The organism is Methylobacterium sp. WL116, assembly GCF_008039455.1.
Lineage (GTDB): Bacteria > Pseudomonadota > Alphaproteobacteria > Rhizobiales > Beijerinckiaceae > Methylobacterium.
Genome location: NZ_VRUV01000010.1, coordinates 1 through 25956 on the forward strand (window position 1 = coordinate 1; position 25956 = coordinate 25956).

Below are 25956 nucleotides of genomic sequence, written 5' to 3' on the forward strand. Positions count from 1 at the left end.
AATAGGGTTAAGGCGCCTCGTCACAACACGCTTCTTATCCGGCAATCGCTTGACGCATTCATCAGTCTCTGCGCGTCTTTAAGACTATTTTGATTTTTTTCAGTCATTCAAAGTGCCATGCGATCCCTCTTTCATCCACCAAAGGTGAAGGTTGTCCCTCTGGCAAAGGCGATCGGTGAGCCGTGCTTCGAAGTACCTAGTATGCTAAGTCGCCGAGATGGCTTCTGGGTTGATTGCCGGGGCGGTGTCGCAATCATTTTCGGTCTAAGTGCAACTTTACTGCTTGGCCTCGTCGGCGGCGGCGTCGACTATGCCCGCCTCTCGTACCGCCGCACCCAACTTCAGAGTGCTGTCGATGCGGGAACCCTTGCTGGCGGTAATACCCTCAAGCTCGCATCGTCGACCGTTGAGTCAGTCAAAGGCGTGACCGAACAGACGGTTCGAGACAGCGCCCATTTGTTACCGGATCGCCCATTCACGCTCACCGTCACTGTAGCTAGCGATAAGACAAGTGTGTTCGCTCGGGCTGAGGAAACGGTGAGGCTGGCTTTCGGCGCCTTCGTAGGTATTCGTACGACGGTGGTGGCGGTACAAGCGCGAGCCAACGTCGTTGGCAAAATGCGCCTGTGCATGCTCACCCTCGACCAGAGCGCACCCGGCGCCTTCAACCTGCAGAAGAGGGCCGAGGTCACCGCAGATGGGTGCTCGCTTTATTCAAATTCATCCAACGTCAAAGGCATGGTTGGCGGCGACAGCGCCATGGCCAAAGCTCAGACCATCTGCTCGACGGGCGGCTACAGTGGAGCGCGAGCTAACTTCGCACCCCCACCGCAAACGGGCTGTCCGACGCTGGGTGATCCGCTCAAGGATCGCTCTCTACCCGTACCGGGCAGTTGCATGCCGATCCCGGCTTCGGCCAACAGCAAGGGTGATACCAGTCAGAACCTTGTCGACCAGAGCATCACCCTTGATCCCGGCACTTACTGCGGCGGCTTGCACATCACGAAGAAGGCGAACGTCACTCTTCGATCTGGCATCTACGTTATGAAGGATGGGCCGCTCGTGGTGGATCAGAAGGGCTCGCTGACAGGTACGGATGTCGGCCTGTTTTTTGCCGGAGATCAGGCTGGTTTGCTGTTCGACAAAAAGTCTACAATCAGCTTAGCGGCTCCAACCACGGGTATCATGGCCGGCCTGTTGATGGCCGAAGATCGAACTGTCAGCAGTCCTGTCGACCCGACGACCGCAATCATCAGCTTCGTAGGCGCTTTGCTCTCTCCTCTTTCCCCGGCCCCGTCGCCGACACCTCAGCCCCTAGGTGTGACGCGCCCTCTGCGTACCTACCGCATCATCAGTGACGACGCGCGGACCATGCTGGGGACGATCTACCTACCGGTTGGCCGGCTGGTGATCGACGCGGACAAGCCTGTGGCTGATCAGTCCGCCTACACCGTAATCGTCGCCGCACAAGTCAACCTCTATGAGGGACCGAACCTGTACCTCAACGCAAACTACGACGCTACCAGCGTGCCGGTGCCTAAAGGCGTTGGTCCGATTTCGGGCAAGCTCCTACTCACCCAGTGATAATTCCAGAAACGAAATATAATGTTTGGTTAATAAGCGAAATTTGATGTCCACCTTCGGACGTCGCCCGCGCTTCGGCCTATTCCCCGAGTCGAAGTCGCTGAACAGTCGATGAATGGCCGCTTGTTGGAAGCGCCTGTGGCGAACCAAGCGACGGGGTTCGGTCGAGAACCACCGACTGCCTATGTGCGGAAAACGGTCGGATTGCCGACACGTCGTTCAGGTTGGTATCGACCCATAGCAGGCCCTGGGAAGGGCCGCTTCACATGCGAGTGGTCAGGTTCATCAGCCAGGCCGGCGAGACCTTGACCAGGACGGTCTCGGCGGCCTTATCGTAGCCGGAAGCGATCATCAGGCCGGTAGCGACAAGGATCAGCCCGAGCGCTGCCTTCAGCCCCTTGCCCAATCCCATCATCCGGTCGCGCCAGCGCATCAGCACCTCGCGCGACAGGGTGCCGAGCAGCAGCAGCGGCAGGGCCGCGCCGAGGCCGAACAGGAGCATGGTCAGCGCGACCACACCGAGGTCGCGACCCTGGGAGGCGAGCAGCGAGGCTGCACCGAGGGTCGGTCCGACGCAGGGGCTCCAAACTGCGCCGAGAGGTATCCCAACGCCGAACTGGCCAAGCAGGCCGGTGGTGGAGAAGCCGCCGAACCGGCTCTCGGTCCAGTTGCTCATGGACCAGCGGCGACGGCCAGCCGCGTCTGGGCGGCCGGGACCATCAAGACCAATCCGATCAGGATCAGCATGATGGCCGCGCCGGTCCGGAACATGCCGGCGTCAAGGCCGATGGCGAAGCCGACGGTCGCCACGAACAGCCCGATCACCACGAAGGACAGCGCAAGGCCGGCGGCAAGCGCGGCCGAGCCGAGCCTATGCTCCGAGGCTGCCGCGCCGAGCACCAGCGGCAGCACGCAGGGCGACAGCACCGAGAGGATGCCGGCGAGGAAGGCGAGGCCCAGGCTGGTGACCATGGCGGCTCAGATCGCCTTGTCGAGGAGCGAGGAGATCGCCTCCGGCTTGGTCTCGCCGGCCGAGCGCCCGGTCTCCTTCTCGCCCTTGTAGGTGATCAGCGTGCTCTGCATCGTCGCGCCGAACCGCTTCACCACGTCCTTGCGGCTGTCGAAGTCGACGTCGAACACCTGCAGGTCCCTGAACTTCGGGTCGGCTTCGAGCTTCGACAGGATCGGCTTCTGGGCGGCGCAGGTCGTGCACCATGGGGCGGTGATGTGCACCAGGATCGGCTTGCCGGCCTTCTGGGCGGCCTCGAAGGCGGCAGGCGTGTAGGCGGTCTCGGAAGCGATGGCGCCCGTGCCGAACAGCATGGGGACAACTGCGAAGGCGGCGAGCAGGATGTGGGGCGTGGTCATGGAATCTGTTCCCGTGGTGGCTGAATGGGCGTTGGCGGCGGGGCTCAGTTCGCGACCTGCGTGATGGCCCGGTCGACGTTCACGCGGGCCGACCAGTCCTTGGTGCTGTCCTGGCCCTTGAGGGACACGAGGCGGGCACCGCTGACGTCGACGTTCTTGAAGTTGGCACCTGACACGGTCGCACCGGTCAGGTTCGCTCCCGACAAGTCCGACCCCATCAGGACCACGTCGGTGAGGTCGGCGTCGGTGAGATCCGCATATTCCAGGCGCGAGCGCCCAAGGTTCGCCCCCTTCAGGTTGGCGCCCCTGAGGTTTACCGAGACGAACACGGCCCGCATTAGGCCCATCGACTGGTTCTTGATGTCGGCGCCGCCCTTGAGATCGACCAGCGTCGCCCCGCACATGTTGGCGCCCTTAAAGTCGCCGATGGGCATCGACCGGCTGAGGTCGGCTCCGCTGAGGTTCGCGTCGCGGGCGGTGATGCCGAACATCTTGGCGCCGACCAGCTTGGCACCGCTGAGGTCGGCCTTGATGAACCAAGCCTGCTCCAGGTTCGCCCCGGACAGGTCGGAGCCGCGCAGGTTGGCCTTGTTCAGACGGGCGGTGCGCAGGTTAGCGCCCCTGAGGTTCAGGCCCGACAGGTCGAGACCTGCGAGCGCCTTATCGGAGAGGTCGATGGCTTTGCCGTCGGCCTTGGCGATCAGCGCTTCGACGTCGGCCCGCGTCATCTCGGCCTTCGTCATCGCGGGCGAGGTCATGTCGGCCCCGAGCAGCAAATCCTGTTCAGCGGCAGCCGGGCCGGCGACGAGGACGGCCAACATGAAGCTTAGGGCGAGGCGCCGCATCAGTTTACTCCCATCGGGTGCCGTGCATGGCCGGCGCCCGTATCGTGTTCGTTGTGTCGCGATGCTATGTCGGGCCGCTGCATCCGGTCGGTGACCCAGGTCACACAAGTCCGGCGCGGCGGGAGAAAAACGCAAAGCAAGCCGGACGATCAGCCATCGTCACGGCTAGAGGGCGACGCTAGTCATGACGGACGCACAGAAGGTCGAGCGTTGGGTCGACCAGTTTCCGCTCATTCAGGCGCTCAGTCCGGCGCACCTTCAACTCGCTCGGGGAACTGTGCAGTTCCCGATGCTTGAGGCTGGCGCTACTGCCTACGAGTTGGATGGCGAATGCGCGAACTACCTGATGTGCCTGGAGGGGCGCACGCGCATCTTTCGCATGTCGGAGAGCGGGCGCGAGGTGCTGATCTACAAGGTCGGCCCCGGTGGCACCTGTGCCCTCACCACACAATGCCTCCTCTCCGGCGGCACCTTCCCGGCCCAAAGCATTGCTGAGGAACGAACCGAACTTGCAGCCCTGCCGGTGAGCACGTTCCAGCACCTGATGGAGGACAGTTCCGCATTTCGTAGCTTCGTCATGGACGACTACACGCGACTGATGTCCGGCCTGTTCACGCTGATCGACGAGGTGGCGTTTGCCCCACTGAAGCAGCGCCTCGCCCAACGGCTCCTGGCCGAAGCCGATCCGCGGGGCGTCGTTGCCGTGACCCATCAGAAGCTGGCCGACGACATCGGCAGCGTGCGCGAGGTAGTGAGCCGCATTCTGGCACAATGGGCCGAAGCAGGCTTGATCGAACTCCGTCGCGGCGCGGTCGAGATTGTTGAAAGGACCAGCTTGGCCACTGCTGGTAGGCGATGAAGCGCGGCGCATGCAGCGTCCGCTTTAGGGCGAAGGACTAAGGTCCGGTTGCCACTCTTCTCAGACCCTTGGAAGGTCCGCTTCGCGCCCACTCAATGAAGGACGATCCACATCTGGGTCGGGTTGAATGATGCCTGTCTGCTTTTGGCCAAGAGATATAAAAAGCGGACGCTTTTCCAGAGCTTCCGAAGTAAATGGCAATCGGCGAGCGATAAATTCTGCTGCGTGCGTCGGATCACGTTAACGGAGACGAGGAGGAAGTAGTCCGCGCCAAGTATGAGGTAGGTGACGGCGAGGGCATGCATTGGGATGGGATCGTAGGGAAACCACTTAGTGGCCGGAGAACAACATCCAGAGGGCCATGCCGACCATCATCAGGTTCTCGGTCAATGAGACGAAGCCTAGCGGCACGCTGGCCGAGCCACCGACACAGGCGCACTTGATCTCGCGCCGGTCGACGTAGACCGCCTTGAACACCGAGACCGCGCCGATCGTGCCGATGAACAGGGCGACTGGGATTGACAGCCAGGAAAGCGCGCCTGCGATCATCAGGATGCCAGCCAGCGCCTCGCAGAACGGGTAGGCGTAGGCGTAGCGCACCCAGCGACGGGCGAGCAGGTCGTAGCCGAGGAACATCGACGAGAAGCTCTCGACGCCCTGCAGCTTGAGGATCGCGAGGACGCACATGCTGAACGCGATAAACCACTCACCCGCCCGGACCGTCAGCGGCGTGCCGAAGGCCGCGTAGCTCGCCGCCAGCGCCATCAGCGCGGTCATCGCGAATACCGCCACCACGGGCGCGTAGCTCGTTGCGTTCGGATCGGCGACCGGCTTGCCGAGGTGGCGGCGCAGGTCGTCGTACCCGCCGATGCGCTCGCCACCGACGAATGTCTGAGGCGTGGTCTTGACACCATGCTCGGCCTTGAACCGGTCGGTCTCCTCACGCGTCGTCAGCCAATGGTCGTCGACCTGGAAGCCCTCGCGTTCGAGCAGATCCTTGGCCTTCAGCCCGTAGGGACAGACGTGCTTTTCCATCACCATCCGGTGGACGGTAGCCCTGCGGGTGGTGTCGAGCATGTGTCGGCTCCTCGTCGGCAGTATGCGGGCTTCGAAGGGACAACCCCTTGGAGGCCGATCCGTGCCCAGCCTGCGCCTCGGGACTCGTACGCATCTGGTTGCAGCACGCCCGATATCGAGTGGCCTCATGCGGTGGTTGGCGTCGAGCCCGCGCCGGATCGCACCCGGATGAACCGGACGTACCGTTCCTCCAGGTCGCCGAGATCGTCCGGGTCGGCGACGTCGCGGCGGGCCGCGGCGATCACCAGATCCGCATGGCGGGCGAGCTCGGCTGTCCTGTCCGTCAGCTTCTCGACCTCAGCGACGCGGGTGAGCACGTCAAGCATCCGGGCCAGGACATGCACTGAGCCAGCGGCGTTCTGGCGGATCATGTGGAACATGGCGTCGCACAGGCCGTCGTAGTCGGTCACCGGATGGACCAGCACTACGCGGCCCTCGCGCACCACGGTCCCGTTTGGCAGGTGACGCGACGCAACGCGGCACAGGGCGTCGCCGAGGTGGTCGACGACGCTGCCGGCGGTAAACGGGTCGTTGATGCCCGGCGAGAGGGCGCGGACTGCGATCTCAACGAGCTGCCGGATCGAGTATTCCAGGTCCTGGAGGGCGGCGAGACGGCGCCCGAAGGTCAGAGCGCGCGAGATCGCCCCCTCGGCATCCTCGACGCCGGCCGAGAGGAACGCGACCGGGAACGCGCTCGGGACGTAGTCGCCGGGTCGGACCCGCAGGGCGACGGTGACGCCGTGCTCATGGGCCCAGTCGGCCAAGTCCTCGGTGTCGATGGCCTGGAGGTATCCAGCGTCCGTCGCGGCGACCCCGGCTCCCGTCGGAAGATCGGACGGGCGCGTGGTGTCGGCCGCGTCGCGGGTGCGCGTCTTGACGGCCTCGCACAAATCGCGGTGGACCACGTCGACGACCGACTCGACGTTGATGCTGGTGGCGATGTGGTGGACGAACCAGACCAGGGTCCCGATGGAGACGAGGGCCAACGCGATGGCGCCGCTGATCGCCAGATGCGGGACGAACGGGGTCTCCTGCACCGTGCGGACCGTGCGCAGAACCATCAGCGCGTAGGCGAAGGTACCGAGGAAGATGCCCAGGACGATCTGGTTGCGGGCGTCGCGGGTGAAGTTGCGCAGCAGACGCGGCCCCATCTGGCCCGAGGCGAGCGTCAGGGCCGCGATGGTGATCGAGAAGGTCGTGCCCGCGACACCGATGGTCGAGGACGCCACCGCGCTGAGGAGCGCCCGCGCACCCTCGGCGCCGCCGGAATAGCCCCAGTTCTGCTCGGGCGAGGAGGCGTCGTAGCCGGCGACGTGGGCCGTCTCCAACCAGACCGCCAGTTGCGCCAGCGCGAGGCAGCCTAGGACGACCAGGGCCGGGCGCAACCAGAACTGGTCACCCATCCACTCGATCCAGGCCTGGAGGCGCACCTTCATGCCGGATCTCCCTTGCGTTCGGAACCCTTGCGTTCGGAGCCTCCGCTTTCGTGGTCACGATCCTCGCGGAGTACCTGCCAGCGGGCGCGGGGCGGGGTTTTCCCGGCAGGCCAGCCCTCGCGCTGGCAGGTGCGGTCGCCATCCGTCGCCTCCGTCTGGTCGTGCAGAAGGATTTGGCTCGTTGGGTACGGCAGGTCGATGCCGGCGGCGGTGAGCGCGTCCTTGACGTTCGAGATGGCGTAGTCGAGCGCGTCCACCGCATCGCGCCGCCGGGGCGGATCGATCCAGAAGCGCGCCGTCATGTCGACGCCGGCAGACCCGAGGCCGGTCACCAGCGCCTCCGGCGCCGGGTCGGCGAGCACGCCTTCGGTCCCACGCAGGGCCTCGACGATGACGCGACGGGCGTCCTCGATGCCGTCGCCGTTTCCGATCGTGAGCGGAAAGGCGAGCCGGCGCTTGTCGTGCGCGGTGATCACCGTGATCTTGTCGACGAACAGCGTCGCGTTCGGGATCAGCACGCGCTGGTTGTCGTAGGTGCGCAAAACGGTCGCCCGCACCCAGACGTCCTCGACCGTGCCCTCGTGCGAGCCGGCCCGGATCTGGTCGCCGATGACGAAGGGGCGGGTCAGCAGGATGAGGATGCCTGCGAGCAGGTTCTGCAGCACGTCGCGGAAGGCAAACCCGATGGCGACGCCGCCGATGCCGAGGAGATTGAACAGGTCTGCGGCGGAGACGGATGGAAAGGCCACCGAGGCCGCGACCAGGAACGAGACCAGGATGGTCATACCGCCGGCGATGCGGCCGAGGACGGACGCCGAGCCGGGCGAGGCCTCTCGCAGTTCCGCCGCCCTGCGAACGGCGGCCCGGACGCCGCGGGCGACCAGCAATCCGATGCCGAACAGGACAAGGGCGATGACGAGCCCCGGGACGAGGGCGGCGGCCGAACGGCCAAGCCCTTCCAGACGTCCGAGCGCTTCGGAAAAGATCATGCGATGTCTGGATCCATGCGAAAGCCGCCGGTGGCGGACGTGCCAACCGGCGGCGCTCGTGGGTGGTCCGCGATGGCGAAAGGCCCCCGCGGTTCATGTTTCTACCGGGTCAGCGACGCGGGCCGCCCGTGGTCTGGCCATACTGCTTTGCGCCAGGACGGCGCGAGGGCATGTTAGCATTGCCGCCGCTGCTGCGGTGGCGCCGCATCTGCCTACGGGACATACGCACCTGCACAAGGTCGGCGTTCGCCGAGGCGGCGACGCCGGTGGTTGTCACGGGAAGGGCGGCCGATGGCAGGGTAGAGGCGCCGAGCCCGAGACCGGCCAGGAACGCCGAGGCGAGGATGGTGTGCTTCATGGTCGTCTCTCCTTCGTTGCTCACGGTCAGCTCTTCTTCTTCGAGTAGGTGAATCTCGGCGCGTTCTTCAGGGTTTCCTTGTCGGTGTCGGCATGCACCATCCACTTGCCGTCCTTGTCGCTGATGGCCAGCGTCGACGGGTCGAGCACGACGTAGCTCTCGCCCATGCCGAGGAAACCACCGACGCTGACGACGACGCCGGTCAGGGTCTTGCCGTTCTCGATCATCAGGTCCTCGACCTCGCCGATGTTCTCGTTCTTGTTGTTGTAGACGGTCGTGCCAACGAGCTTGGACGACATCACGTCGGCCGGCTTCGCGGTGATGAACTTCAGCTTCACCGTGGCGGTGTCGGCCATCTTCATCCCCATGTCGGAGGACGCGCCCATCCCGACGGCCGGGGCCGTGGCGGTCTGGGCCAGGGCCGGGAACGAGACGCAAGTCAGGGCGAGCACGCCCAGGACGAAGTGCTTCGACATGGTGTTTCCTCAGTATCGTGCCGGTCGCAAAGTCGAGTTCACGGGACTAACAACTGCTGTCGCATCCCACTCGATTTCTTCGAAAGGCGGTCTGAAACGTGCGCGCTACTAAAATGTTCACATAAATCAATCTCAGCCCTGCACGGGTCCAGGCGAACAAACTTCACCCATCCGGGTATCGGAAGGGGCCGAGCTGCCGTCCGACAATCTAAACGTACGCATCGTCATCGAATTCAGTCGTTCGGATCAGCTTCCGGAACCAAGCCCTCGGGTGGGGACTTGCAGTCGGCACCTCCGATGCGCAGGCATCCGACCAGGACCGGTTCCTTCCACATGCAGATCATGAACCGCAGCCGGCATGTCCGGGGCGTGACGACCTTGGTAGCCGGAGCGGCCTTCGCCGTCGCCCTCGGCTCAGTCGTGGTAGGCCCTGCGGCCGCGCAGTCGGCCGCCAGTTCCATCGATCAGCCGACGCCCGGGACGCTGCCCCCGGGGACCTCGACGACGAAGGGCGCCGGAAACGCGCGCCACGAGGGCAACGAGCAGGTCGCACCACCGAGCGCGATCGAGTCCTCGACCGACGTCATGCAGTCCGAGGGGTCGGTCCAGAGCAAGACCCAGGGCGGCCGGACCGACCCGATCAAGCATCTGCCCAAGGACATGCGCTGACTGCCGATTGATCGGAACGTCCGCGGGCTTTCCCGATCGAAAGCTCGTATGCAGGGGCCCATCCCTCCGGGGAACACTCCCGGAGGTCACCTTCCATGTTCTTCGACACCTGGTCCGGCCTGCTTAGGGTCGTCGTCGTCGGGCCCCTAGCCTACATCGCCCTGATCCTGTTCCTAAGGATCTCGGGCAAGCGTACCCTGACCAAGCTGAACGCCTTCGACCTCGTCGTGACGGTTGCGCTCGGCTCGACACTATCGTCCATCGTGCTGACGAAGTCGGTGGCGCTCCTTGAGGGCGTACTCGCCCTCGCAACCCTCATCGGGCTGCAGTACCTGATCACCTGGTCGAGCGTCCGCTCGGCGCGTGTCAGGTCGTTGGTCAAGGCCGAGCCGACGTTGCTCGCCCGTAACGGGCGTCTCATCGAGGGCGCGATGCGCCGCCAGCGCATGACCGAAGACGACGTGCTCTCGGCCCTGCGCACGGAAGGGCTCGACGACCTCTCGCAGGCCGCTGCGGTCGTGCTGGAGACCGACGGCTCGATCAGCGTGCTCAAGGCGCTGTCCGACCGGGACGACGGCTTGAACAGCGTTCCGCGCCCGGAGGCGGAGCAGCCTGCACAGAGCAAAGCGTGAAGGCTCTCACGCGCTACGGGCTCATCCTGCTTTCCGCCGTTCTGGCCGCCGCGAGCCTCGTCCCGCTGATCCCCACCGAGTGGTGGGCGGTGCGGCTGCTCGACTTCCCGCGCCTGCCCTTCGCCGTCGGCTCGTTGGTCGTCGGTCTGGCCTTGTTTCCCTTCCTCAATGGATCTCCGAGGTCGACCCTTCCGGGTCTCGCGCTGGCAACCCTCGCATTGGCGGTCAACGCCTGGATCCTGTGGCCTTATCGGCCCACGGGCGGCATGCGGGTCGACGCATGCCCGGTCGAGCGCCGGCTCTCCGTGTTGATCGCGAACGTGCAATTTGGGAATCGAAACGCCGCGCCCTTGGTCGAGGCCGTGGCGCGGGAGGAGCCCGACCTGCTCCTCGTCATGGAGACCGACGCGTGGTGGGACGAGGCCCTGAAGCCCGTGCTCGCGTCGATGCCCCATGCCCTGCAGCGGGTCACGGGGTCGTACTACGGCATCCACTTCTTCTCCCGGATGCCCCTGGTGAACGGCGGCATCCGGCATCTCGGAGGGCAGGACACCCCGGCGGTCGTGACCGGCGTCACCCTGCGTAGCGGCGAGGTCATCGACTTCATCGGCCTTCATCCGAAACCGCCTCAGCCCTGGCAATCCGCCCGTGGGCGGGACGCCCAGCTCTATGCCGCGGCGTCCGTGCTGCGCGAACGGGTCGAGCCGGGCGTCCTCGCCGGCGACCTCAACGCGACGCCCTGGGAGATCGCGGTGGAGCGCATGGCCAGGTTGTCCGGGCTCATCGACCCGCGCCGTGGTTATGGCTACGTCGCGACCTGGAACGCCTACTCGTCCTGGCTGCGCTGGCCCCTCGACCATATCCTCCACGAGGGCGGCTTCGCCACAGTCTCCATTGAACGTCTCGACGCCTTCGGCTCGGATCACTTCCCCTACCTCGTCCGCCTGTGCCGCCAGGACGGCCAGGCTGTGAAAGCACCTCCGCAGCAGAGCGCCGAGGATGTCGCCACGGCCAACGCGGTTCTTGCCGCGGCGGGGACGACCGAACGGCTGCAGCCGCGATGAGCCCACGTACCAAGAACGGGCCCGCAGCCCGCCTCGATGCGGGTCGGAGATACCGATGATTTCGATCTTTGACCTAGCCGCCCTGTTGTTGACGCTGTCGGCCCTATTCGGCTGGACGAACCGCCGCTTCCTGCGGATGCCGCACACCATCGGCCTGCTCGTGATGGGGCTGCTCGCCTCGCTCAGCCTCGTCGGCCTCGACCTCGCCTTCCCGACACAGCACCTCTACGAGGACCTCACCAAGGTGCTTGGCCAGGTCGATTTTACCGACGTGGTGATGAACGGCATGCTGGCGTTCCTGCTGTTCGCCGGCGCCATGAGCCTCGACCTGCGCATGCTCCGGGACCGGGCCTGGGCCGTTGCCACGCTGGCACTCCTCGGGACCTTAATCTCGACCGCCATCGTCGGTGGCGCGTTCTGGCTGGCGGCCGACGCCATCGGCAGGCCGGTCCCGCTCGCCTGGGCCTTCGTCTTCGGATCGCTGATCAGCCCAACTGATCCGGTGGCGGTGCTGGCGACCCTAAAGAACGTGAAGGTGCCCGAGGCATTGGAGGTCGAGATGCAGGGCGAGGCCCTGTTCAACGACGGCGTCGGCATCGTGCTGTTCACGGTACTGGTGGCCTTCGCCGCGGGCTCGGGCGGTGAGGCCACGAGTGCCGGCGGCGTGGCCAAGCTGCTTCTGCAAGAGGCCGGCGGCGGCCTCGTCCTCGGGGTCGCGACCGGCTACGTCGCCTACCGAGCCATGCGAGCTATCGACGACTTCCCGGTCGAGGTGCTGATCACCCTCGCGCTCGTCGCAGGTACCTACGCCCTCGCCCAGAAGCTCCACTTCAGCGGACCCCTCGCAGTAGTCGCCGCCGGGCTCCTCGTCGGCGACCGAGCCCCGCGTGACGCGATGAGCGAGGAGACGCAAGGCTATGTCTCGGCGCTGTGGACGCTGATCGACGAGGTCCTGAATTCGGTCCTGTTCCTGCTGATCGGGTTGGAGGTACTGGTCCTGCGCTTCGAGCTCGGTGGGCTGGCGCTCGCTGCCTGCGCGGTGCCCATCGTCCTCGTTGCCCGGCTGGTCGCTGTCTCGACGCCGCTCCTCATGTTCCGCTGGGGCGGCAACCTCTCGCCCCGCAACGTGCCGTTCCTGACCTGGGCGGGTGTGCGCGGCGGCATCTCGGTGGCGCTGGCGCTCTCGATACCGGAAAGTGATGCCAAGCCCGCGATCCTGGCGGCGACCTACGCGGTGGTGCTGTTCACCATCATCGTCCAGGGCGCGACCCTGGGCATGGTCGCGCGGCGCACTCTGCGCGCCAGCTGAGATACGCCGCCTACGGCGTCGGCCAAGGTTTGCCGCGGCCACGTCGTCACCGCCGGCCGGCACACCTTCAACGGACATCGTAACCGCACATGGTCTTTACCGTCCTCCTCGTCCTTGTCCCGATCTCGGCGGCGCTGGAGTACCTCGTCGGGGCCTCGCCGCTCCTGGTGTTCGCCTCCAGCGCCCTCGCCATCGCCGTCCTGGCGGAGTGGGTCCGACGCGCTACCGCCCAGCTCGCCGACCGGGTAGGGCCTGCCATCGGCGGCCTGCTCACCGTCAGCTTCGGCAGCATCGCCGAGCTCGTCCTGGCGCTTTTCGTTCTCCTGCGCGGCGAGGCCGCGGTGGTGCAGGCGCAGATCGCAGGCTCGATCATGGGGACCAGCCTGTTCGGGCTCGGCCTCGCCATCATCGTCGGCGGAGCGACGCGAGAGCGGCAGAAGTTCAGTGCGGAGCGCGCCGGATTACTGTCGACCCTGCTGATCCTCGTCGTTATCGCCCTGCTGCTGCCGGCGGTGTTCGACCTGAGCGGGCGGATGTCTGGCCAAGGAAAGACGCTGGGCATCACCGACGAGGAGGTCAGCCTCGGCGTCTCCGTCGTCCTCCTGCTGCTCTATCTCGCCAACCTCGCCTTCACGCTGGTCACCCACCGCGACGTGTTCTCGAACGACAAGGGCAGCGGCGAGGCGGATTGGAGCCTACCGTTCGCCATCGGGGTCCTGATCGCCGCGACGGTCGCCATCGCCTTCGAGTCCGAGATGCTTTCTGGGACGATCACCCAGGCCGCCGGAAGCCTGCACCTCTCGCCGATGTTCCTCGGCGTGATCGTGCTGGCCCTAGTCGGCACGGCCGGCGACCTGTTCGCGGCGGCCTGGTTCGCCCACGAGGACCGTATGGGGCTCGTGCTGAACATCTGCATCGGTTCGGCCATCCAGGTGGCTCTGGTACTGGCGCCGCTCCTGGTCATCATCTCCTGGGCGCTCGGCCACCCGATGTCGTTGGTGTTTTCGAACCCGTTGCATCTGTTCGGCATCGCGAGCACCGCCTTCATCGTCAACGCTATCGCCCGGGACGGTGAAACGACGTGGTTCGAAGGCCTCTTGCTGCTTGGGGTCTACGTTCTGTTCGGACTGGCCTTCTTCTTCGTGAGTCCGGCCTAACTGCTGCCGATTGAACGGCTGCTTCCGGGCACTGCCTCCTATGGTATCTATGGCCATGTTGGGTCGGATGCCGAACGTCCGCTTACGGACGCAAGGCCGGGGTCCGCTTGCCACCCAGGCTGTGTGAAAACGCCGGCGGCCCAGAACGGTAAAGAACGGTCTTCTACGGCATGTGCGTCTCAGCGCGTTCAACGCTGGTTATGGGTCTCATTTGGCGCTTGGGATCTTCAGCCGAACCACTGGAGCGCAGCAGGGTTCTATCTGGGCGCCGCACCAATGCGGTCCCAGGAGATCCTATGAACGCGACGAAGCAAACCCCCTTCACATCTGTATCGTTGGCGGCCCTACTCGGCCTTGGCCTGCTTGCCGCTTCCCCCGTGTTCGCCAAGGACGAGAAGGCTGCCCAGGCGCAGGAGATGCGCGAGGCCGACAAACCGATGGGCCTGGTGCTCAAGGAGCTGCAGAAGCTCGGTGTGAAGCCGGTCGCCAAGCTCTCCGTCGAGGAAGCCCGTAAGCAGCCGACGCCGGCCGACGCGGTCAAGGCCGTGCTCAAGGCCGAGGGCAAGGACCCGGTGGCGCTGATGGCCGCGATGAAGGTGTCCAAGAAGGACATGACCTTCCCGACCGGTGGCGGCACCCAGCCGGTCCGGATCTACACCCCCGAGACGTCCGCCTCCGGTCCGCTCCCGGCGATCGTGTACTGGCACGGCGGCGGCTTCGTTATCGCCGACATCGAGACCTACGAGGCGTCGGCCATGGCGCTGGCGCACAAGACCGGCGCCATCGTGGTGTCGGCCGAGTACCGGCACGCGCCGGAGGCCAAGTTCCCGGCCCAGGGCGAGGACGCGATCGCCGCCTACAGGTGGGTGGTCGAGAACGGCGGCCAGTTCAACGCCGACACCAAGCGCGTCGCGGTGGCGGGCGAGAGCGCCGGCGGCAACCTCGCGATCAACGTGGCCATCGCCGCGCGCGACATAAAGCTCCAGGCACCGCTTCACATGCTGCTGGTCTATCCGGTCGCCGGCGTTGACACCGAGACGCCCTCGTATCGCGAGCACAAGATGACCGCGCCGTTGAGCTCGGCCGACCTGCTGTGGTACTTCGACAAGACGCTCAACGGCCCGCAGGACAAGCAGGACCCGCGCCTCGACGTCATCGGCAAGGCCGACCTCAAGGGCCTTCCGTCGGCCACCGTCATCAACGCCGAGATCGATCCGCTCGCATCCGACGGCAAGCTCCTGTCCGAGAAGCTCAAGAAGGCCGGCGTCGAGGTCACGCACAAGACCTACGAGGGCGTGACGCACGAGTTCTTCGGCATGGCGCCGTTGGTGCCTGACGCGGAGAAGGCCCAGACGCTCGCCGCTAAGGAGCTCAAGGAAGCGTTCTCGGGCGCAAGCAGCACCGGTTCCACCGGGGCGCGGAAGAAGTCGGAAGACTGATCCTCCGGAACTCGGAATGGACGTCTGCTTGAAAGGGGCCCGGACAGGATGCGCAAGCGCCGTTCGGGCCTTTTTCGTCGGCGAGCGGATGTCGCCGTACTTTCACTCACTTCCCATCCACTCCCCAGGGAAAAGCCGTCATGAAACCAAATTTGAAGCCCCTGTCCGATCAGGTCATTGTCATCACGGGCGCGTCCTCCGGGATCGGGCTGGCGACAGCCCGCATGGCTGCGGAACGCGGAGCCAAGGTCGTGCTTGCCGCGCGCAGCGAAGGCGCGCTCCACCAACTCGCTGAGGAAATCCGAGGCAAGGGCGGACGGGCACACGTCGTCGTCGCCGATGTCGCCAGACCCGAGGATCTGACCCGCATCGCGGATGAGGCCCGCGCGACCTTCGGTGGCTTCGACACCTGGGTGAACAACGCCGGCATCGGCATGTACGGGCGGCTCGACGAAGTCTCCGTCGATGATATGCGCCGGCTGTTCGACACCAACGTCTGGGGCCTGGTTCACGGCTCGCTGGAAGCGATCCGGCACCTGAAGCAGCATGGCGGTGCGCTCATCAACGTCGGGAGCGAGGTCTCCGAGCGCGCGGTGCCGCTTCAGGGCGCCTACTCCGCCTCCAAGCACGCGGTGAAGGGCTTCACCGACGCCCTACGGATGGAGCTGGAAGACGAAGACGCGCCCGTTTCGGTGACCTTGATCAAGCCCGGGCAGATCGACACCCCGTTTACGGTCAACGCCAAGAACTATCTCGACAGCGAGCCCCACCACGTGCCGCCGGTCTATGCGGCAGGGGCCGTAGCCGAGACGATCCTGACGGCTGCCGTGAAACCCGTGCGAGACGTGTTCGTCGGCGGAGGTGCCAAGGCGGTGGCCGAGATGGCACATCTCGCCCCCGGCCTGACGGACAAGGCCATGAACGCCAGCGTCATTCCCGGTACGCCGAGCGGAAAGCCCTCTCGCCGCGAGCGCGACAGGAGCGGCCTCGACGTCCCAACCGAGGCTTTGGAGGAGCGCGGCAACTACGAGGGGCGCGTCATGGAGACCAGCCTCTACACGAAGGCGGCCCTTAATCCGCTGCTGACGGGAGCGTTCGTTGCCGGAGCCGGCCTGCTACTCGGTGCCATCGTCAAGGGACTGCCGCATCGTCCGGCGGCAATGCGGGGCGATGCGGGCAGAACCACCCCGAAGGCGCTCCACATCCACCTTGAGGCCAAACCTGGACGCGAGGCGGAGGTCGAGGACCTCTTGCGCGATATCCTGGCCTGCGTCGTACGCGAGCCCGCCACCTCTCCCTGGTACGGGGTCCGCCTAAGCCATTCGACCTTTGGCATCTTCGAGGCATTCCCGGACGAGGCAGGACGCGAGGCTCATCTCACCGGCGAAGGCGCCGCGATCCTTATGAAGCGTTCGAACGCCCTTCTTGCGGAGCCTGCCCGCATCGACAAGCTCGACGTCCTGATGAGCAAGCAGGACTGAGAGTTACCCTCATTCGAACGGACGAATGCGACAGGAAGGTCTTTGTAAAGTGTCTGCGTAGCTCGGTGACATTCCTGCCTCGATCCACGCGACCCTCGACACATCGCCATGGTGACCGGTCGAGGGTCGTGGATGGTTTATTTTGGTAAGGACTGTCCGACGTCAGCGAAAGCCGGAAGGTGTCTCTTAACGACCGGTCGGTAGGATCATGGCGGAATACCATCATCAGGTTTCTGCGGTGCGACCGACTCCTATCCTCTTTGCCGAAGACGCCCGCGTCGCGGCACTCGCTGAGTACGATCTCATCGGTTCGGCACCCGCACCGGCCTTCAGTCAGATCGTCAATTTAGCCGCGCGCCTGTTTCAGGTTCCAACCGCTTTCGTGTCTCTGCTCGACCGTGATCGGCAGGTGTTTCATGCCAAGGTTGGTCTCAGCCTGTGTGAGACCAGCCGCGAGGTTGCATTCTGCTCGCACACCATCGCGCAAAACGATGCCCTCGTCATTCTCGATGCAGCCCTGGACCCGCGCTTCCACGATAACCCGCTCGTCACGGGACCGCCGCACATTCGCTTCTACGCAGGGATCCCCCTGCGCGCGCCTTCAGGCAATGCCGTTGGCACGCTCTGTCTCGCTGATACGCAGCCGCGCAATGGCTTCTCCGATGAAGATCGACAGACCCTGCAGCAGTTGGCGGATCTCACGCTCGACCGCTTGGAGATGCGCCGGCTGGAGGTCGCCCAGCGGGCAAGCCAGTCTCGCTTCGTCCAGATCGCATCGACATCGCCGGACGGCATCGTCTGTGCCGATGCAAAGGGGCGCATCAACTTCTGGAACGTCGCCGCTGAGCGACTGTTCGGCCACACTGCTGCGGAGGCGGTCGGGCAACCCATCGACCTGATCGTGCCCGAGCGGATGCGCGGCGGTCATGGAGGTGGTCTGCATCGAGTTGCCGGCGGTGGTAAACCGCGGCTCGTGGGCAAGACCGTCGAGCTGCCGGCACGCCACAAGGATGGAACCGAGTTTCCGATCGAGCTGTCGCTCTCGCAGTGGCAGGAGGAAGGCCGCGCAACCTTTGGCGCGATCGTGCGCGACATCCGCGAACGACGCGCCAACGAGGAACATCTGTTCCGCCTTGCTCACCTCGACCCGCTCACCGAGCTACCCAACCGTGCGGTCCTGCGCGAGCGGCTCACCGAGATCGTCGCTGCCGCACGTGCCGTGTCGGTGCTGATGTTCGACCTAGACGGCTTCAAAGAGATCAACGACAGTCACGGGCATGCCGCCGGTGACGCCGCTCTCAAGGTGATGGCGGCCCGCCTGCTCGCCTGCGTCCGCCCGACCGATACGGTCTCACGGCTCGGTGGTGACGAGTTCGTACTACTCATGCCGGATATGGGTGATCCGCTGCGTGCAGCCGAGGTAGCGGATACAATCATCGCGACGGTTGCGGAAGCGTTCGAGCACGAGGGACAAACGCTTCGGCTTAGTACCAGCATCGGCATCGCCCTAGCGCCGGCACACGGCGACAGCGCTGACGACCTGCTGTCGTGCGCGGATCTCGCCTTGTACCAGGCCAAGGGCGATGGTCGGCACTGCCATCGGCTGTTCACCCCTGTGCTGCGGCAACAGGCACAGCGCGTCCGTGCTTGCCGGGACGAACTCGGTCGGGCCATCGAACGCGACGAGTTCGTACTGTTCTACCAACCACAGGTGCACCTCAGCGACGGTGCGCTGGTCGGGGCGGAGGCGCTGATCCGCTGGCAGCATCCCGAACGTGGCCTGCTCGCACCTGCGGCATTCCTCGACGTGCTCGACACCAGCCGCTACGCTGCGCAGGTGGGCGACTGGGTGCTCCGCACCGCTTGTACGCAGGCCGCGGCGTGGCGTGGGGTAGGAGCGTCTGAGTTCCGCATGGGAGTGAACCTGTGCGGCGCCCAAGTGCAGCGCGGCGACTTAGCCGAAACGGTGCGTACCACCTTGCGGGAGGTTGGCCTGCCTGCCGCCTGCTTGGAGCTGGAGATTACCGAAAACATCGTTCTGCATCACGATGCTGAGCTGGTCGCCGCGCTGCGCAGCCTACGAGAGACGGGCGTCGGTATCGCCTTTGACGACTACGGCACCGGCTACGCCTCGCTCAGCCTGCTCAAACGTTTTCCGCTCACCCGGCTGAAGATCGATCGATCGTTCGTGACCGGCATGCTTGCCTCGCGCCAGGACGTAACGATCGTGCGAGCGATCCTGCAGCTTGGGCGTGGGTTCGATCTAGCTGTAATCGCCGAGGGTATCGAGACGGAGGCGGAGCACGCCTGTCTACGGGAGAAGGGCTGCCAGGAGGGACAGGGCTACCTGTTCGGTAAGCCGATGCCCGCAGACGTGTTCGCCAGCTGCTTCGGTCTTGGGTGCCTGCAGGCATCAAGAAGCGCCTCGGTCGCCTGACTTCCCATGGTACGGTGCGACCACCTCAATCCATAGCTGGAAGCCGACATTCAATTCCGCAGCGTCGCGTCACGCGACGAAGCTACTGTCGAAAAAACATTTGCTTTGCCGATACGACAGGAATACGCGTGTCATACAGCGACTTTCTTATAGTACAACTTGTAATTTTGTTTAATAATATAATTAATTTTATTTATTGTATATGAGAATTTTTTAGATTTGAATCAATTTATTAAACGCGATTGTTGCTGGGTTAGATAAACGGCCTGCAACGCTTAAGCGCCATAAGACGCGTTCGACATGCAGGCCTTTGATAGGAACGACAACTAGCGTTCCAAGGGTGATCTGATCGCGTATCGAAGCGACTGAAATCATCGCAATGCCAAGTCCGCCTGCAACGAGCTGTTTAGTCACCTCCGTACTACCGACTTCAAGCTGTCGAGCTGGGTAGACCTGCTTTGCACTCAAGGCATCGGTGACCACCTCGCGAGATCCGGAACCCGGCTCTCTTACAATGAATATTTCATCCGCTATACGGTACGGATCGATTGGTTCTGTTGTGTTTGCGAAAATATGCTCTGGCGAAGCGATAAGTACCATCTCATCTTTACGCCAAGCTTCGCTTACAATACCAACCTCTTCGATGGGACCTTCGACCAAAGCGACATCGATTTCATGGGAATTCATTAGTTGAGTGATTAACCGTGTGTTTGCGCTTGTAATACTGAGTTTAATGCCCGGGTATGCGCGATGGAATATACCCAAATAAGGTGGTATTATATAAGTTGCAATCGTCGTGCTCGCTCCAATCCGCAATACCCCGCCGCCGAGGCCTCGCATGGCATGCAACTCTTCTTCAGCATTTCGTTCTATGTCGAAGAGAGCTTTGGCATGCTGCATGAGAGCTTCGCCCTCGCGAGTCGGACGGACACCTCGTGCGCTGCGATCGAGCAATCGACACCCCACCTGTAGTTCAAAGTCGCGTACCCCCTTCGAGATTGCGGGCTGACTGATGCGCAACTCGTCCGCGGCGCGGGAGAAACTCCCGGTCTGAGCCACGGTCGCGAACAGCCGCAGGAGGTGGAGATTGAGTGCCATAGCCTCAGTTTATAGCCCTAAAATTGAATTATATTTGCATGAATCATATCAAAAAGAGGAGAGTTATGGCGCGATATGGGCCTCGGATAGAAAAATGATGCCGCACTCCCCCACGTCGGTCGGACGAGGGAAGGAGAGAGTTCCGAGGCTCAAGACGGTCCGGATGGCGCTTGCGGCGCGCGCCCCGGGGCATCGATCAGGTACCGTCTGGGAGACACGCCATGCAACTCGCCACCGATCCACCGATTGGACTAAAAGTCGAACTTATCGCTTCGGATAGGGCGGTTGCTACAGTCACGACTGACATTGCCGGCCGCCTGGAGAGGCTGCCGATGTCGGCCTACCAGCGCAAGATATTCGCGATCATTGCCTCTGCGTGGCTCGTCGATCAGGTCGACGTTGCTCTCTTGACCTTCCTCCTTGGCTCCATTGTCGTCGCCTTCGGATTGACGCCAACCGAGGCGGGACAGCTCGCGGCGATGACCTTCGCCGGCCAGCTCGTGGGCAATGTGATCGCCGGAATGGCCTCGGACCGCTTCGGACGCAAAACGGTGTTCCAGGTGACGATGGTCGTCTGGGGCTTTGCCAGTCTTGCAGCCGCCGCTGCTTGGAGCCTGCCCGCTCTGATGGTCTGCCGCTTCCTGATCGGGGTCGGGGTCGGCGGCGAGGCGCCGGTGGCGCAGGCGATGGTCTCAGAGATCGTACCCGCGAACGTACGCGGCAAGTACATCGCCTTCATGGAGGGGTTCTGGGCGATCGGCTACGTCCTGTCGGGGGCGATCAGCTTCTTCGTGCTGCCCTATCTCGGCTGGCGCTGGGCCTTCGCGATCGTCGGTTTACTTTCGATGGTCGTGCTCTTGGTACGACGCTCCATGCCGGAGTCGCCGCGCTGGCTCGCCGATAACGGTCGCCACACCGAGGCGGATGCAGTGATGTCCATGATGGAGCACGAAGTTGAGCGCGCCACTGGCCGGCCGCTACCTCCCGTGGCTCCTTCCGTCACTGCCGCGGCCTCTGCTCCGGTACCGCACCAGAACCCGGTCGCGACTCTATTCTCGCCGGAGTATCGGATGCGCACCGTGATGGCCTTCGGGATGTGGTTCTTCGCGCTGATCGGCTTCTTCGGCCTCAATTCCTGGATCGCGGTGCTGCTGAAGGAGCGTGGCTTCTCTATTGTTGGCTCGGTCGGGTTCGTGACGCTGATCACCGTCGGCGGCATCCCCGGCTTCTTCACCGCGGCACTAATGCTGGAGAAGGTCGGACGTAAGGCCACGACGGCGGGGTTCCTAATCTGCGCGGCCGTAGCGGCCTACGTCTACGGCAACGCCGTCGACCAGACCTGGCTGTTCGTCTCGGGCTTCGTGATGCAGTTCTTCATGTTCGGCATGTGGAGCTGCCTCTACGCCTACACTCCGGAGCTGTACCCGACCCGGGCACGGGCGACGGGGGCCGGCTTCGCCTCGGCCTTCGGGCGGATCGGTGCGATCCTGGGGCCGATGATCGTGCCGGTGCTGGTGCGGGACTACGGCCCGGCGACCGCCTTCCAGGTCGGCGCGGGCGGTTTTGTAATCGCCGCAATCCTCGTCTTGACGCTAGGCGTCGAGACCCGCGGTAAGGTGCTCGAAGCCGTCTCACACTGAAGCGAATCCGCCAGCGCGCGGTCTCGCGCGCTGGCCCCTTTAGTACCCGCTTGAAAGTTCAGAAAATGCCCGTCGTCGATATGCGCAGCCGCCCCACCTTCCTGCATGCCTTCTTCGGCGCCGAGCCGGATACACCATCCTACGGCGTCGTGCGTTGGCTCAACAAGCGCGTCGGCACGCAAGAGATCGATCACTTCACCCGTGGCATGACCGTCGAGGGGTTTCGCTCCGAGATGGACCACGCCGGTATCGACGTCGCAATCATGGTGGCCCGGTCGGTGCCGGGCGTCCGGATCCCCAACGATGCTCTCGCCGAGGTCGCCCGGCATGAGCCCCGACGGCTCATCGGCATCGCCTCCATCGATCCGATCGAACTTGGCCGAGACGCAGCGGTGGCGGAGGCCAAGCGCGCCGTGACGGAACTCGGGTTCAAGGCCATCAACATCGATGCCGGTTTTTACGCGGAGGGGATGCGGGCCGACGACGATCGTTTGATGCCGCTCTACGAGCTAGCCCAAGACCTGCGCGTACCGGCCTTCGTGATGTCGGGTCCGACCACACCAGACCTACGTCTCAACGATCCGCTGGCGGTCGATCGCGTGGCCAAGACGTTTCCGAAGCTTCCATTGGTCTGCTGCCATGGATTCTACCCGAACGTCGCCGAGATGGTTACCGTCGCATTCCGGAACGAGAACGTCTTCGTCTCGCCCGACATGTACACCTTCGCGGCTGGCGGAAAGCTCTATGTGGAGGCTGCCAATGGCTTCATGAAGGACCAGTTCTTGTTCGGCTCGTCCTTCCCCTTCAGACCAATGCGTCAGGGAGTCGATGATTTCCGCGCTCTCGGGCTGTCGGACGCGGCGCTCGACGCCGCATTGTGGCGTAACGCCGATCGACTGCTCAATCTTGGCCTTTCCGCTTAAGGCTCTCGGTGCCCATAAAATATCGGGAGGCTACAAAAGACATGCTGAGACGCGATGTCCTGCTAGGTGCGGGCGCTCTGGCGCTCGCCGGACGCCCTGCCTTTGCGAGCGAGGCGGATCTCTCCTTCGGCAACGGCGAGCGCAAGCTCGTGGCCTATCCCGGCAAGCGCCCGCTCTTGCAGATGACCGCCCGCCCGCCGCAGCTCGAAACGCCGTTTTCCGTGTTCGATGAGGGCATTATCACCAAGAACGATGCGTTCTTCGTGCGCTACCATCTTGCCGACATTCCGACCGAGATCGATCCCGAGACCTTCCGCGTCGCGATCAAGGGTCACGTCGACAAGCCGCTGTCGCTCTCGCTGGCCGAACTCAAGGCGATGCCACAGGTCGAAGTGGTCGCGGTGAACCAGTGCTCGGGCAACTCGCGCGGGTTCTTCGAGCCGCGCATGGCCGGTGGACAGCTCGCCAACGGCGCCATGGGGAACGCCCGCTGGAAAGGTGTCTCGCTCAAAGCCGTGCTGGACAAGGCCGGCGTCAAGGCCGGAGCAGTGCAGGTCTCGTTCGAAGGACTCGACGGACCGATCCTGCCGGAGACGCCGGATTTCGCCAAGGCGCTGCCGATCGACCACGCCAACGATGGCGAGGTGATGCTGGCGTTCGCCATGAACGGCGAGGACCTGCCCTGGCTCAACGGATATCCGCTTCGCCTCGTCGTGCCGGGCTTCTACGGTACCTATTGGGTCAAGCACCTCAACGCGATCGCCGTCCTCGACAAGCCGTTCGAGGGGTTCTGGATGAAGTCCGCCTATCGCATCCCGGACAACCCGTGCGCCTGCACTGAGCCCGGCAAGGCGCCGACGAGCACGGTCCCGATCGGACGCTTCAACGTCCGCTCCTTTTTGACCAACCTCACGGACGGCGCCAATGTGAAGGCCGGCAAGTCCGACCTGCGCGGCATCGCCTTCGACGGCGGCTCCGGCATCAAGGGCGTGGACATCTCCACCGACGACGGTAAGACCTGGATGCCGGCCAAGCTCGGGCAGGATCTCGGGCGCTATTCGTTCCGGCCGTGGACGCTCGCCGTGGACCTCTCGGCCGGGGCGCATGCCATCAAGGTCAAGGCCACGGGTAACGACGGCAGCAGCCAGCCCATGGAGCCGCGCTGGAATCCGGCCGGCTACATGCGCAACGTCGTCGAGACCACCCGCATCCAGGCGGCTTGAGGGAGGCGGACATAATGCGTTTCATCTACGCGACCACCCTGATCCTCACGGCCGGGGGAGCCCTTGCGGCCCCGAAGACCTACACACTGCCCGAGCCGACGGCGCAGCTCAAACCAGCCGAGGGACATACGGCCGGCTTGGAAGCTTCGCAGGCCGCCTGCCAGACATGCCACTCCGTCGACTACATCGCGATGCAGCCGCCGGGGAAGGGCAAGGCGTTCTGGGAGTCCGAGGTGACCAAGATGATCAAGGTCTACCATGCACCGATCGACGAGGCCGACGGCAAGGCCATCGCTGCCTACCTCGCTGACACCTATTGAGCGCGCCCGCGCGACCGGTCTGTGTCCGCTGCTGCGAGCCGCGGCTTAGCGCATCGCCACAAGCTGCGTCGCGTAGCTTGCGACCTGCGAGACCAACGGCACGTCGTAGACATAGATCCGGCCGGCCAGGATGAGCAGGGCCAGCCCCCAGAACACCGCCCCCCCGATCTGGCGGGCGACCCGGTCCCCGGTATTGCTCGTGCAGACGCGGGCGACGCCGTCGGCGACGGGTTCGCCGAAGGGATCGAACGTGACGGCGGGCCGCGGGTCGGAGAGCGTGCGCATGAGCAGTAATGTCGCGCTTCAAGACCCACCATTCAACGGACGCGTCTTCCGAAATTTCGCCCATGCGGAGAGCGTCCTTCTATCGGTGCCCGTCATGGCGCAATGTTTCTTCCCATGGCGCCGAGACCTCGCCCCATGAGCCCACACGCGTCTCACGGCTCCGTGCCCGACACAGCCAGCGGTGCTCCCGTTGCCGTCGCCACTTCCGCCACCCCGCCCCTGACGGCGAGCCATCGTGAAGAACCTGCGGCCATGACGAAGACCACGGTGCTACCGGGCATCGTTTTGTGCCTGGCCATCGCCGGCGTCTCGGTGGCGGCCCAGGCTGTAGAGGAGCGGGCACTGGAGCACCCCTACGTCGAGGCCTTGGTGGTAGCGATCCTGCTGGGCATCGCCGTACGCACCGTGTGGGCGCCGGACGCGCGCTTCCGCAGCGGCATCGCGTTCTCGGCCAAGCAGCTGCTGGAGGTCGCCGTCGTGCTACTCGGGGCTTCCCTGAGCCTCGGGGCGATCGTCGCCTCCGGGACGGCACTGCTCGTGGGTATCGTCGCCACCGTGATCGTCGGGATCGGCGCCAGCGTCCTGATCTGCCGGGTGCTCGGCCTGCCGGCCCGGATGGCGATCCTGGTCGCCTGCGGCAACGCGATCTGCGGCAACTCGGCCATCGCCGCGGTCGCCCCGGTGATCGGCGCCGAGCCCAAAGACATCGCCGCCTCGATCGCCTTCACCGCGGTGCTCGGCGTGCTGATGGTGCTCGGCTTGCCGCTGTTCGTGCCGCTCGCTGGCCTCTCCGACAACCAGTACGGCGTGCTCGCCGGGCTCACCGTCTACGCAGTGCCGCAGGTGCTCGCCGCCACCGTGCCGGTGAGCCTCCTGAGCACCCAGGTCGGGACCCTGGTGAAGCTAGTACGCGTGCTGATGCTCGGCCCAGTGGTGGTCTTCTTCTCCTTGATCGCGCCCCGCCTGTCGCCGGAGCCGGGCGCGGCACCCAAGAAGGCCGGGCGGCCTGGCTTCACCAAGCTGGTGCCATGGTTCATCCTTGGCTTCCTGGTGCTGGCCTCCGCCCGCTCCCTCGGTCTCATCCCCGACGCGGCGGTCGCGCCGCTCACCCGCCTCGCCGGCTTCCTCACCGTTCTCTCGATGGCGGCCCTCGGCCTGGGCGTCGACGTGCGCGTGCTCGCCCGGGTCGGCGGGCGGGTGACGCTCGCTGTCACTGGGTCCCTCGTAGTGCTGGTCGTTGTCAGCCTACTACTCATCCGCGGTCTCAAAATCGTTTAAAGGACCAGC

At 64.6% G+C, this 25956-nt stretch carries 25 protein-coding genes and 2 pseudogenes; 15 read left to right on the forward strand and 12 right to left on the reverse strand.

The window, feature by feature from the left end; all coding sequences use genetic code 11:
- Window positions 1–201: 201 nt before the first annotated feature.
- Complete coding sequence (locus FV223_RS02210; RefSeq protein WP_147725262.1) at window positions 202–1584, forward strand: pilus assembly protein TadG-related protein; 1383 nt, start codon at window positions 202–204, stop codon at window positions 1582–1584.
- A gap of 262 nt (window positions 1585–1846) precedes the next feature.
- Here the strand turns inward: FV223_RS02210 and FV223_RS02215 are convergent.
- The 3 genes and pseudogenes from FV223_RS02215 to FV223_RS02225 form a co-directional block, all read right to left on the reverse strand.
- Window positions 1847–2556 (reverse strand): annotated as a pseudogene (locus tag FV223_RS02215) (cytochrome c biogenesis protein CcdA).
- A gap of 6 nt (window positions 2557–2562) precedes the next feature.
- Window positions 2563–2952 carry a thioredoxin family protein gene (locus FV223_RS02220; protein WP_147725263.1) on the reverse strand — a complete coding sequence of 130 codons (390 nt, stop codon included), beginning with the start codon at window positions 2950–2952 and terminating at the stop codon, window positions 2563–2565.
- A gap of 44 nt (window positions 2953–2996) precedes the next feature.
- Entirely contained in the window at window positions 2997–3797 is an 801-nt protein-coding gene (locus tag FV223_RS02225) for a pentapeptide repeat-containing protein (RefSeq protein WP_147725264.1), read from the reverse strand.
- A 184-nt stretch (window positions 3798–3981) separates the two neighbouring features.
- Between FV223_RS02225 and FV223_RS02230 the strand changes: the two genes are divergently transcribed.
- Window positions 3982–4656, forward strand: coding sequence for a Crp/Fnr family transcriptional regulator (locus FV223_RS02230; protein ID WP_147725265.1), 675 nt, complete (start codon window positions 3982–3984; stop codon window positions 4654–4656).
- A 92-nt stretch (window positions 4657–4748) separates the two neighbouring features.
- Here the strand turns inward: FV223_RS02230 and FV223_RS02235 are convergent, their stop codons facing one another.
- The 6 genes from FV223_RS02235 to FV223_RS02260 all read right to left on the reverse strand — a co-directional run bounded on the left by FV223_RS02235 (window position 4749) and on the right by FV223_RS02260 (window position 8992).
- The gene (locus tag FV223_RS02235; protein WP_147725266.1) at window positions 4749–4961 is read right to left on the reverse strand and encodes a hypothetical protein; all 213 of its coding nucleotides are present in this window, start codon (window positions 4959–4961) and stop codon (window positions 4749–4751) included.
- A gap of 25 nt (window positions 4962–4986) precedes the next feature.
- Window positions 4987–5733, reverse strand: coding sequence for a glutaredoxin (locus FV223_RS02240; RefSeq protein ID WP_147725267.1), 747 nt, complete (start codon window positions 5731–5733; stop codon window positions 4987–4989).
- 125 nt (window positions 5734–5858) lie between these two features.
- Entirely contained in the window at window positions 5859–7169 is a 1311-nt protein-coding gene (locus FV223_RS02245) for a DUF2254 domain-containing protein (protein WP_147725268.1), read from the reverse strand.
- The gene (locus FV223_RS02250) at window positions 7166–8158 is read right to left on the reverse strand and encodes a mechanosensitive ion channel family protein (RefSeq protein WP_147725269.1); all 993 of its coding nucleotides are present in this window, start codon (window positions 8156–8158) and stop codon (window positions 7166–7168) included. The genes FV223_RS02245 and FV223_RS02250 overlap by 4 nt, the downstream gene beginning before the upstream one ends.
- A 109-nt stretch (window positions 8159–8267) precedes the next feature.
- On the reverse strand, window positions 8268–8516 hold the full coding sequence (locus FV223_RS02255) for a hypothetical protein (protein ID WP_147725270.1): 249 nt from the start codon (window positions 8514–8516) through the stop codon (window positions 8268–8270).
- Between the two features lie 26 nt (window positions 8517–8542).
- Window positions 8543–8992, reverse strand: coding sequence for a PRC-barrel domain-containing protein (locus FV223_RS02260; RefSeq protein ID WP_147725271.1), 450 nt, complete (start codon window positions 8990–8992; stop codon window positions 8543–8545).
- Between the two features lie 333 nt (window positions 8993–9325).
- Here FV223_RS02260 and FV223_RS02265 point away from each other — a divergent pair, with 333 nt between their 5' ends.
- The 8 genes from FV223_RS02265 to FV223_RS02300 all read left to right on the forward strand — a co-directional run bounded on the left by FV223_RS02265 (window position 9326) and on the right by FV223_RS02300 (window position 19180).
- On the forward strand, window positions 9326–9661 hold the full coding sequence (locus tag FV223_RS02265; RefSeq protein WP_246689577.1) for a hypothetical protein: 336 nt from the start codon (window positions 9326–9328) through the stop codon (window positions 9659–9661).
- Window positions 9662–9756: 95 nt separating this feature from the next.
- On the forward strand, window positions 9757–10293 hold the full coding sequence (locus tag FV223_RS02270) for a YetF domain-containing protein (protein ID WP_147725272.1): 537 nt from the start codon (window positions 9757–9759) through the stop codon (window positions 10291–10293).
- Window positions 10290–11357, forward strand: coding sequence for an endonuclease/exonuclease/phosphatase family protein (locus FV223_RS02275; protein WP_147725273.1), 1068 nt, complete (start codon window positions 10290–10292; stop codon window positions 11355–11357). Before FV223_RS02270 ends, FV223_RS02275 begins: the two co-directional genes overlap by 4 nt.
- 55 nt (window positions 11358–11412) lie before the next feature.
- A complete protein-coding gene (locus FV223_RS02280; RefSeq protein ID WP_147725274.1) occupies window positions 11413–12666 on the forward strand; it encodes a sodium:proton antiporter in 1254 nt (417 codons plus the stop codon).
- A gap of 89 nt (window positions 12667–12755) precedes the next feature.
- Window positions 12756–13823: a calcium/proton exchanger gene (gene cax / locus FV223_RS02285; RefSeq protein ID WP_147725275.1), complete on the forward strand. Its 1068-nt coding sequence runs from the start codon at window positions 12756–12758 to the stop codon at window positions 13821–13823.
- 296 nt (window positions 13824–14119) lie between these two features.
- A complete protein-coding gene (locus FV223_RS02290) occupies window positions 14120–15262 on the forward strand; it encodes an alpha/beta hydrolase (protein ID WP_147725276.1) in 1143 nt (380 codons plus the stop codon).
- A gap of 152 nt (window positions 15263–15414) precedes the next feature.
- Window positions 15415–16743 carry an SDR family oxidoreductase gene (locus FV223_RS02295; RefSeq protein WP_246689578.1) on the forward strand — a complete coding sequence of 443 codons (1329 nt, stop codon included), beginning with the start codon at window positions 15415–15417 and terminating at the stop codon, window positions 16741–16743.
- Window positions 16744–16951: 208 nt separating this feature from the next.
- The gene (locus FV223_RS02300) at window positions 16952–19180 is read left to right on the forward strand and encodes an EAL domain-containing protein (RefSeq protein ID WP_147725278.1); all 2229 of its coding nucleotides are present in this window, start codon (window positions 16952–16954) and stop codon (window positions 19178–19180) included.
- A 213-nt stretch (window positions 19181–19393) separates the two neighbouring features.
- Here the strand turns inward: FV223_RS02300 and FV223_RS02305 are convergent, their stop codons facing one another.
- Complete coding sequence (locus FV223_RS02305; RefSeq protein WP_246689580.1) at window positions 19394–20080, reverse strand: LysR substrate-binding domain-containing protein; 687 nt, start codon at window positions 20078–20080, stop codon at window positions 19394–19396.
- A gap of 66 nt (window positions 20081–20146) precedes the next feature.
- Window positions 20147–20278: pseudogene (locus FV223_RS31445) on the reverse strand (LysR family transcriptional regulator); the annotation flags it as partial.
- A gap of 332 nt (window positions 20279–20610) precedes the next feature.
- Here FV223_RS31445 and FV223_RS02310 point away from each other — a divergent pair.
- From FV223_RS02310 to FV223_RS02325, 4 genes are all read left to right on the forward strand, one after another.
- Window positions 20611–21918, forward strand: coding sequence for an MFS transporter (locus tag FV223_RS02310; RefSeq protein WP_246689579.1), 1308 nt, complete (start codon window positions 20611–20613; stop codon window positions 21916–21918).
- Between the two features lie 65 nt (window positions 21919–21983).
- Window positions 21984–22841 (forward strand): amidohydrolase family protein, encoded by an 858-nt coding sequence (locus FV223_RS02315; protein ID WP_147725281.1) that lies wholly within the window; start codon window positions 21984–21986, stop codon window positions 22839–22841.
- Between the two features lie 41 nt (window positions 22842–22882).
- Window positions 22883–24064, forward strand: a complete 1182-nt coding sequence (locus FV223_RS02320; RefSeq protein ID WP_147725282.1) for a molybdopterin-dependent oxidoreductase — start codon at window positions 22883–22885, stop codon at window positions 24062–24064.
- Between the two features lie 14 nt (window positions 24065–24078).
- A complete protein-coding gene (locus FV223_RS02325; protein ID WP_147725283.1) occupies window positions 24079–24384 on the forward strand; it encodes a cytochrome c in 306 nt (101 codons plus the stop codon).
- A gap of 45 nt (window positions 24385–24429) precedes the next feature.
- Here FV223_RS02325 and FV223_RS02330 read toward each other — a convergent pair whose 3' ends face one another.
- A complete protein-coding gene (locus FV223_RS02330) occupies window positions 24430–24669 on the reverse strand; it encodes a hypothetical protein (protein ID WP_147725284.1) in 240 nt (79 codons plus the stop codon).
- 252 nt (window positions 24670–24921) lie between these two features.
- Between FV223_RS02330 and FV223_RS02335 the strand changes: the two genes are divergently transcribed.
- On the forward strand, window positions 24922–25947 hold the full coding sequence (locus FV223_RS02335; protein ID WP_147725285.1) for a putative sulfate exporter family transporter: 1026 nt from the start codon (window positions 24922–24924) through the stop codon (window positions 25945–25947).
- Window positions 25948–25956 lie beyond the last annotated feature (9 nt).

Excerpts from the sequence above, each read along its gene's own strand:
- FV223_RS02280 (WP_147725274.1), top strand. The coding sequence starts at position 11,413 with ATGATTTCGATCTTTGACCTAGCCGCCCTGTTGTTGACGCTGTCGGCC.
- FV223_RS02265 (WP_246689577.1), top strand. The coding sequence starts at position 9,326 with ATGCAGATCATGAACCGCAGCCGGCATGTCCGGGGCGTGACGACCTTG.
- FV223_RS02250 (WP_147725269.1), bottom strand. The coding sequence starts at position 8,158 with ATGATCTTTTCCGAAGCGCTCGGACGTCTGGAAGGGCTTGGCCGTTCG.
- FV223_RS02330 (WP_147725284.1), bottom strand. The coding sequence starts at position 24,669 with ATGCGCACGCTCTCCGACCCGCGGCCCGCCGTCACGTTCGATCCCTTC.
- FV223_RS02240 (WP_147725267.1), bottom strand. The coding sequence starts at position 5,733 with ATGCTCGACACCACCCGCAGGGCTACCGTCCACCGGATGGTGATGGAA.
- FV223_RS02335 (WP_147725285.1), top strand. The coding sequence starts at position 24,922 with ATGACGAAGACCACGGTGCTACCGGGCATCGTTTTGTGCCTGGCCATC.
- FV223_RS02320 (WP_147725282.1), top strand. The coding sequence starts at position 22,883 with ATGCTGAGACGCGATGTCCTGCTAGGTGCGGGCGCTCTGGCGCTCGCC.
- FV223_RS02315 (WP_147725281.1), top strand. The coding sequence starts at position 21,984 with ATGCCCGTCGTCGATATGCGCAGCCGCCCCACCTTCCTGCATGCCTTC.
- FV223_RS02245 (WP_147725268.1), bottom strand. The coding sequence starts at position 7,169 with ATGAAGGTGCGCCTCCAGGCCTGGATCGAGTGGATGGGTGACCAGTTC.
- FV223_RS02235 (WP_147725266.1), bottom strand. The coding sequence starts at position 4,961 with ATGCATGCCCTCGCCGTCACCTACCTCATACTTGGCGCGGACTACTTC.
- FV223_RS02220 (WP_147725263.1), bottom strand. The coding sequence starts at position 2,952 with ATGACCACGCCCCACATCCTGCTCGCCGCCTTCGCAGTTGTCCCCATG.
- cax (WP_147725275.1), top strand. The coding sequence starts at position 12,756 with ATGGTCTTTACCGTCCTCCTCGTCCTTGTCCCGATCTCGGCGGCGCTG.
- FV223_RS02270 (WP_147725272.1), top strand. The coding sequence starts at position 9,757 with ATGTTCTTCGACACCTGGTCCGGCCTGCTTAGGGTCGTCGTCGTCGGG.
- FV223_RS02290 (WP_147725276.1), top strand. The coding sequence starts at position 14,120 with ATGAACGCGACGAAGCAAACCCCCTTCACATCTGTATCGTTGGCGGCC.
- FV223_RS02255 (WP_147725270.1), bottom strand. The coding sequence starts at position 8,516 with ATGAAGCACACCATCCTCGCCTCGGCGTTCCTGGCCGGTCTCGGGCTC.
- FV223_RS02210 (WP_147725262.1), top strand. The coding sequence starts at position 202 with ATGCTAAGTCGCCGAGATGGCTTCTGGGTTGATTGCCGGGGCGGTGTC.
- FV223_RS02300 (WP_147725278.1), top strand. The coding sequence starts at position 16,952 with ATGGCGGAATACCATCATCAGGTTTCTGCGGTGCGACCGACTCCTATC.
- FV223_RS02260 (WP_147725271.1), bottom strand. The coding sequence starts at position 8,992 with ATGTCGAAGCACTTCGTCCTGGGCGTGCTCGCCCTGACTTGCGTCTCG.
- FV223_RS02305 (WP_246689580.1), bottom strand. The coding sequence starts at position 20,080 with ATGCAGCATGCCAAAGCTCTCTTCGACATAGAACGAAATGCTGAAGAA.
- FV223_RS02230 (WP_147725265.1), top strand. The coding sequence starts at position 3,982 with ATGACGGACGCACAGAAGGTCGAGCGTTGGGTCGACCAGTTTCCGCTC.
- FV223_RS02310 (WP_246689579.1), top strand. The coding sequence starts at position 20,611 with ATGTCGGCCTACCAGCGCAAGATATTCGCGATCATTGCCTCTGCGTGG.
- FV223_RS02325 (WP_147725283.1), top strand. The coding sequence starts at position 24,079 with ATGCGTTTCATCTACGCGACCACCCTGATCCTCACGGCCGGGGGAGCC.
- FV223_RS02225 (WP_147725264.1), bottom strand. The coding sequence starts at position 3,797 with ATGCGGCGCCTCGCCCTAAGCTTCATGTTGGCCGTCCTCGTCGCCGGC.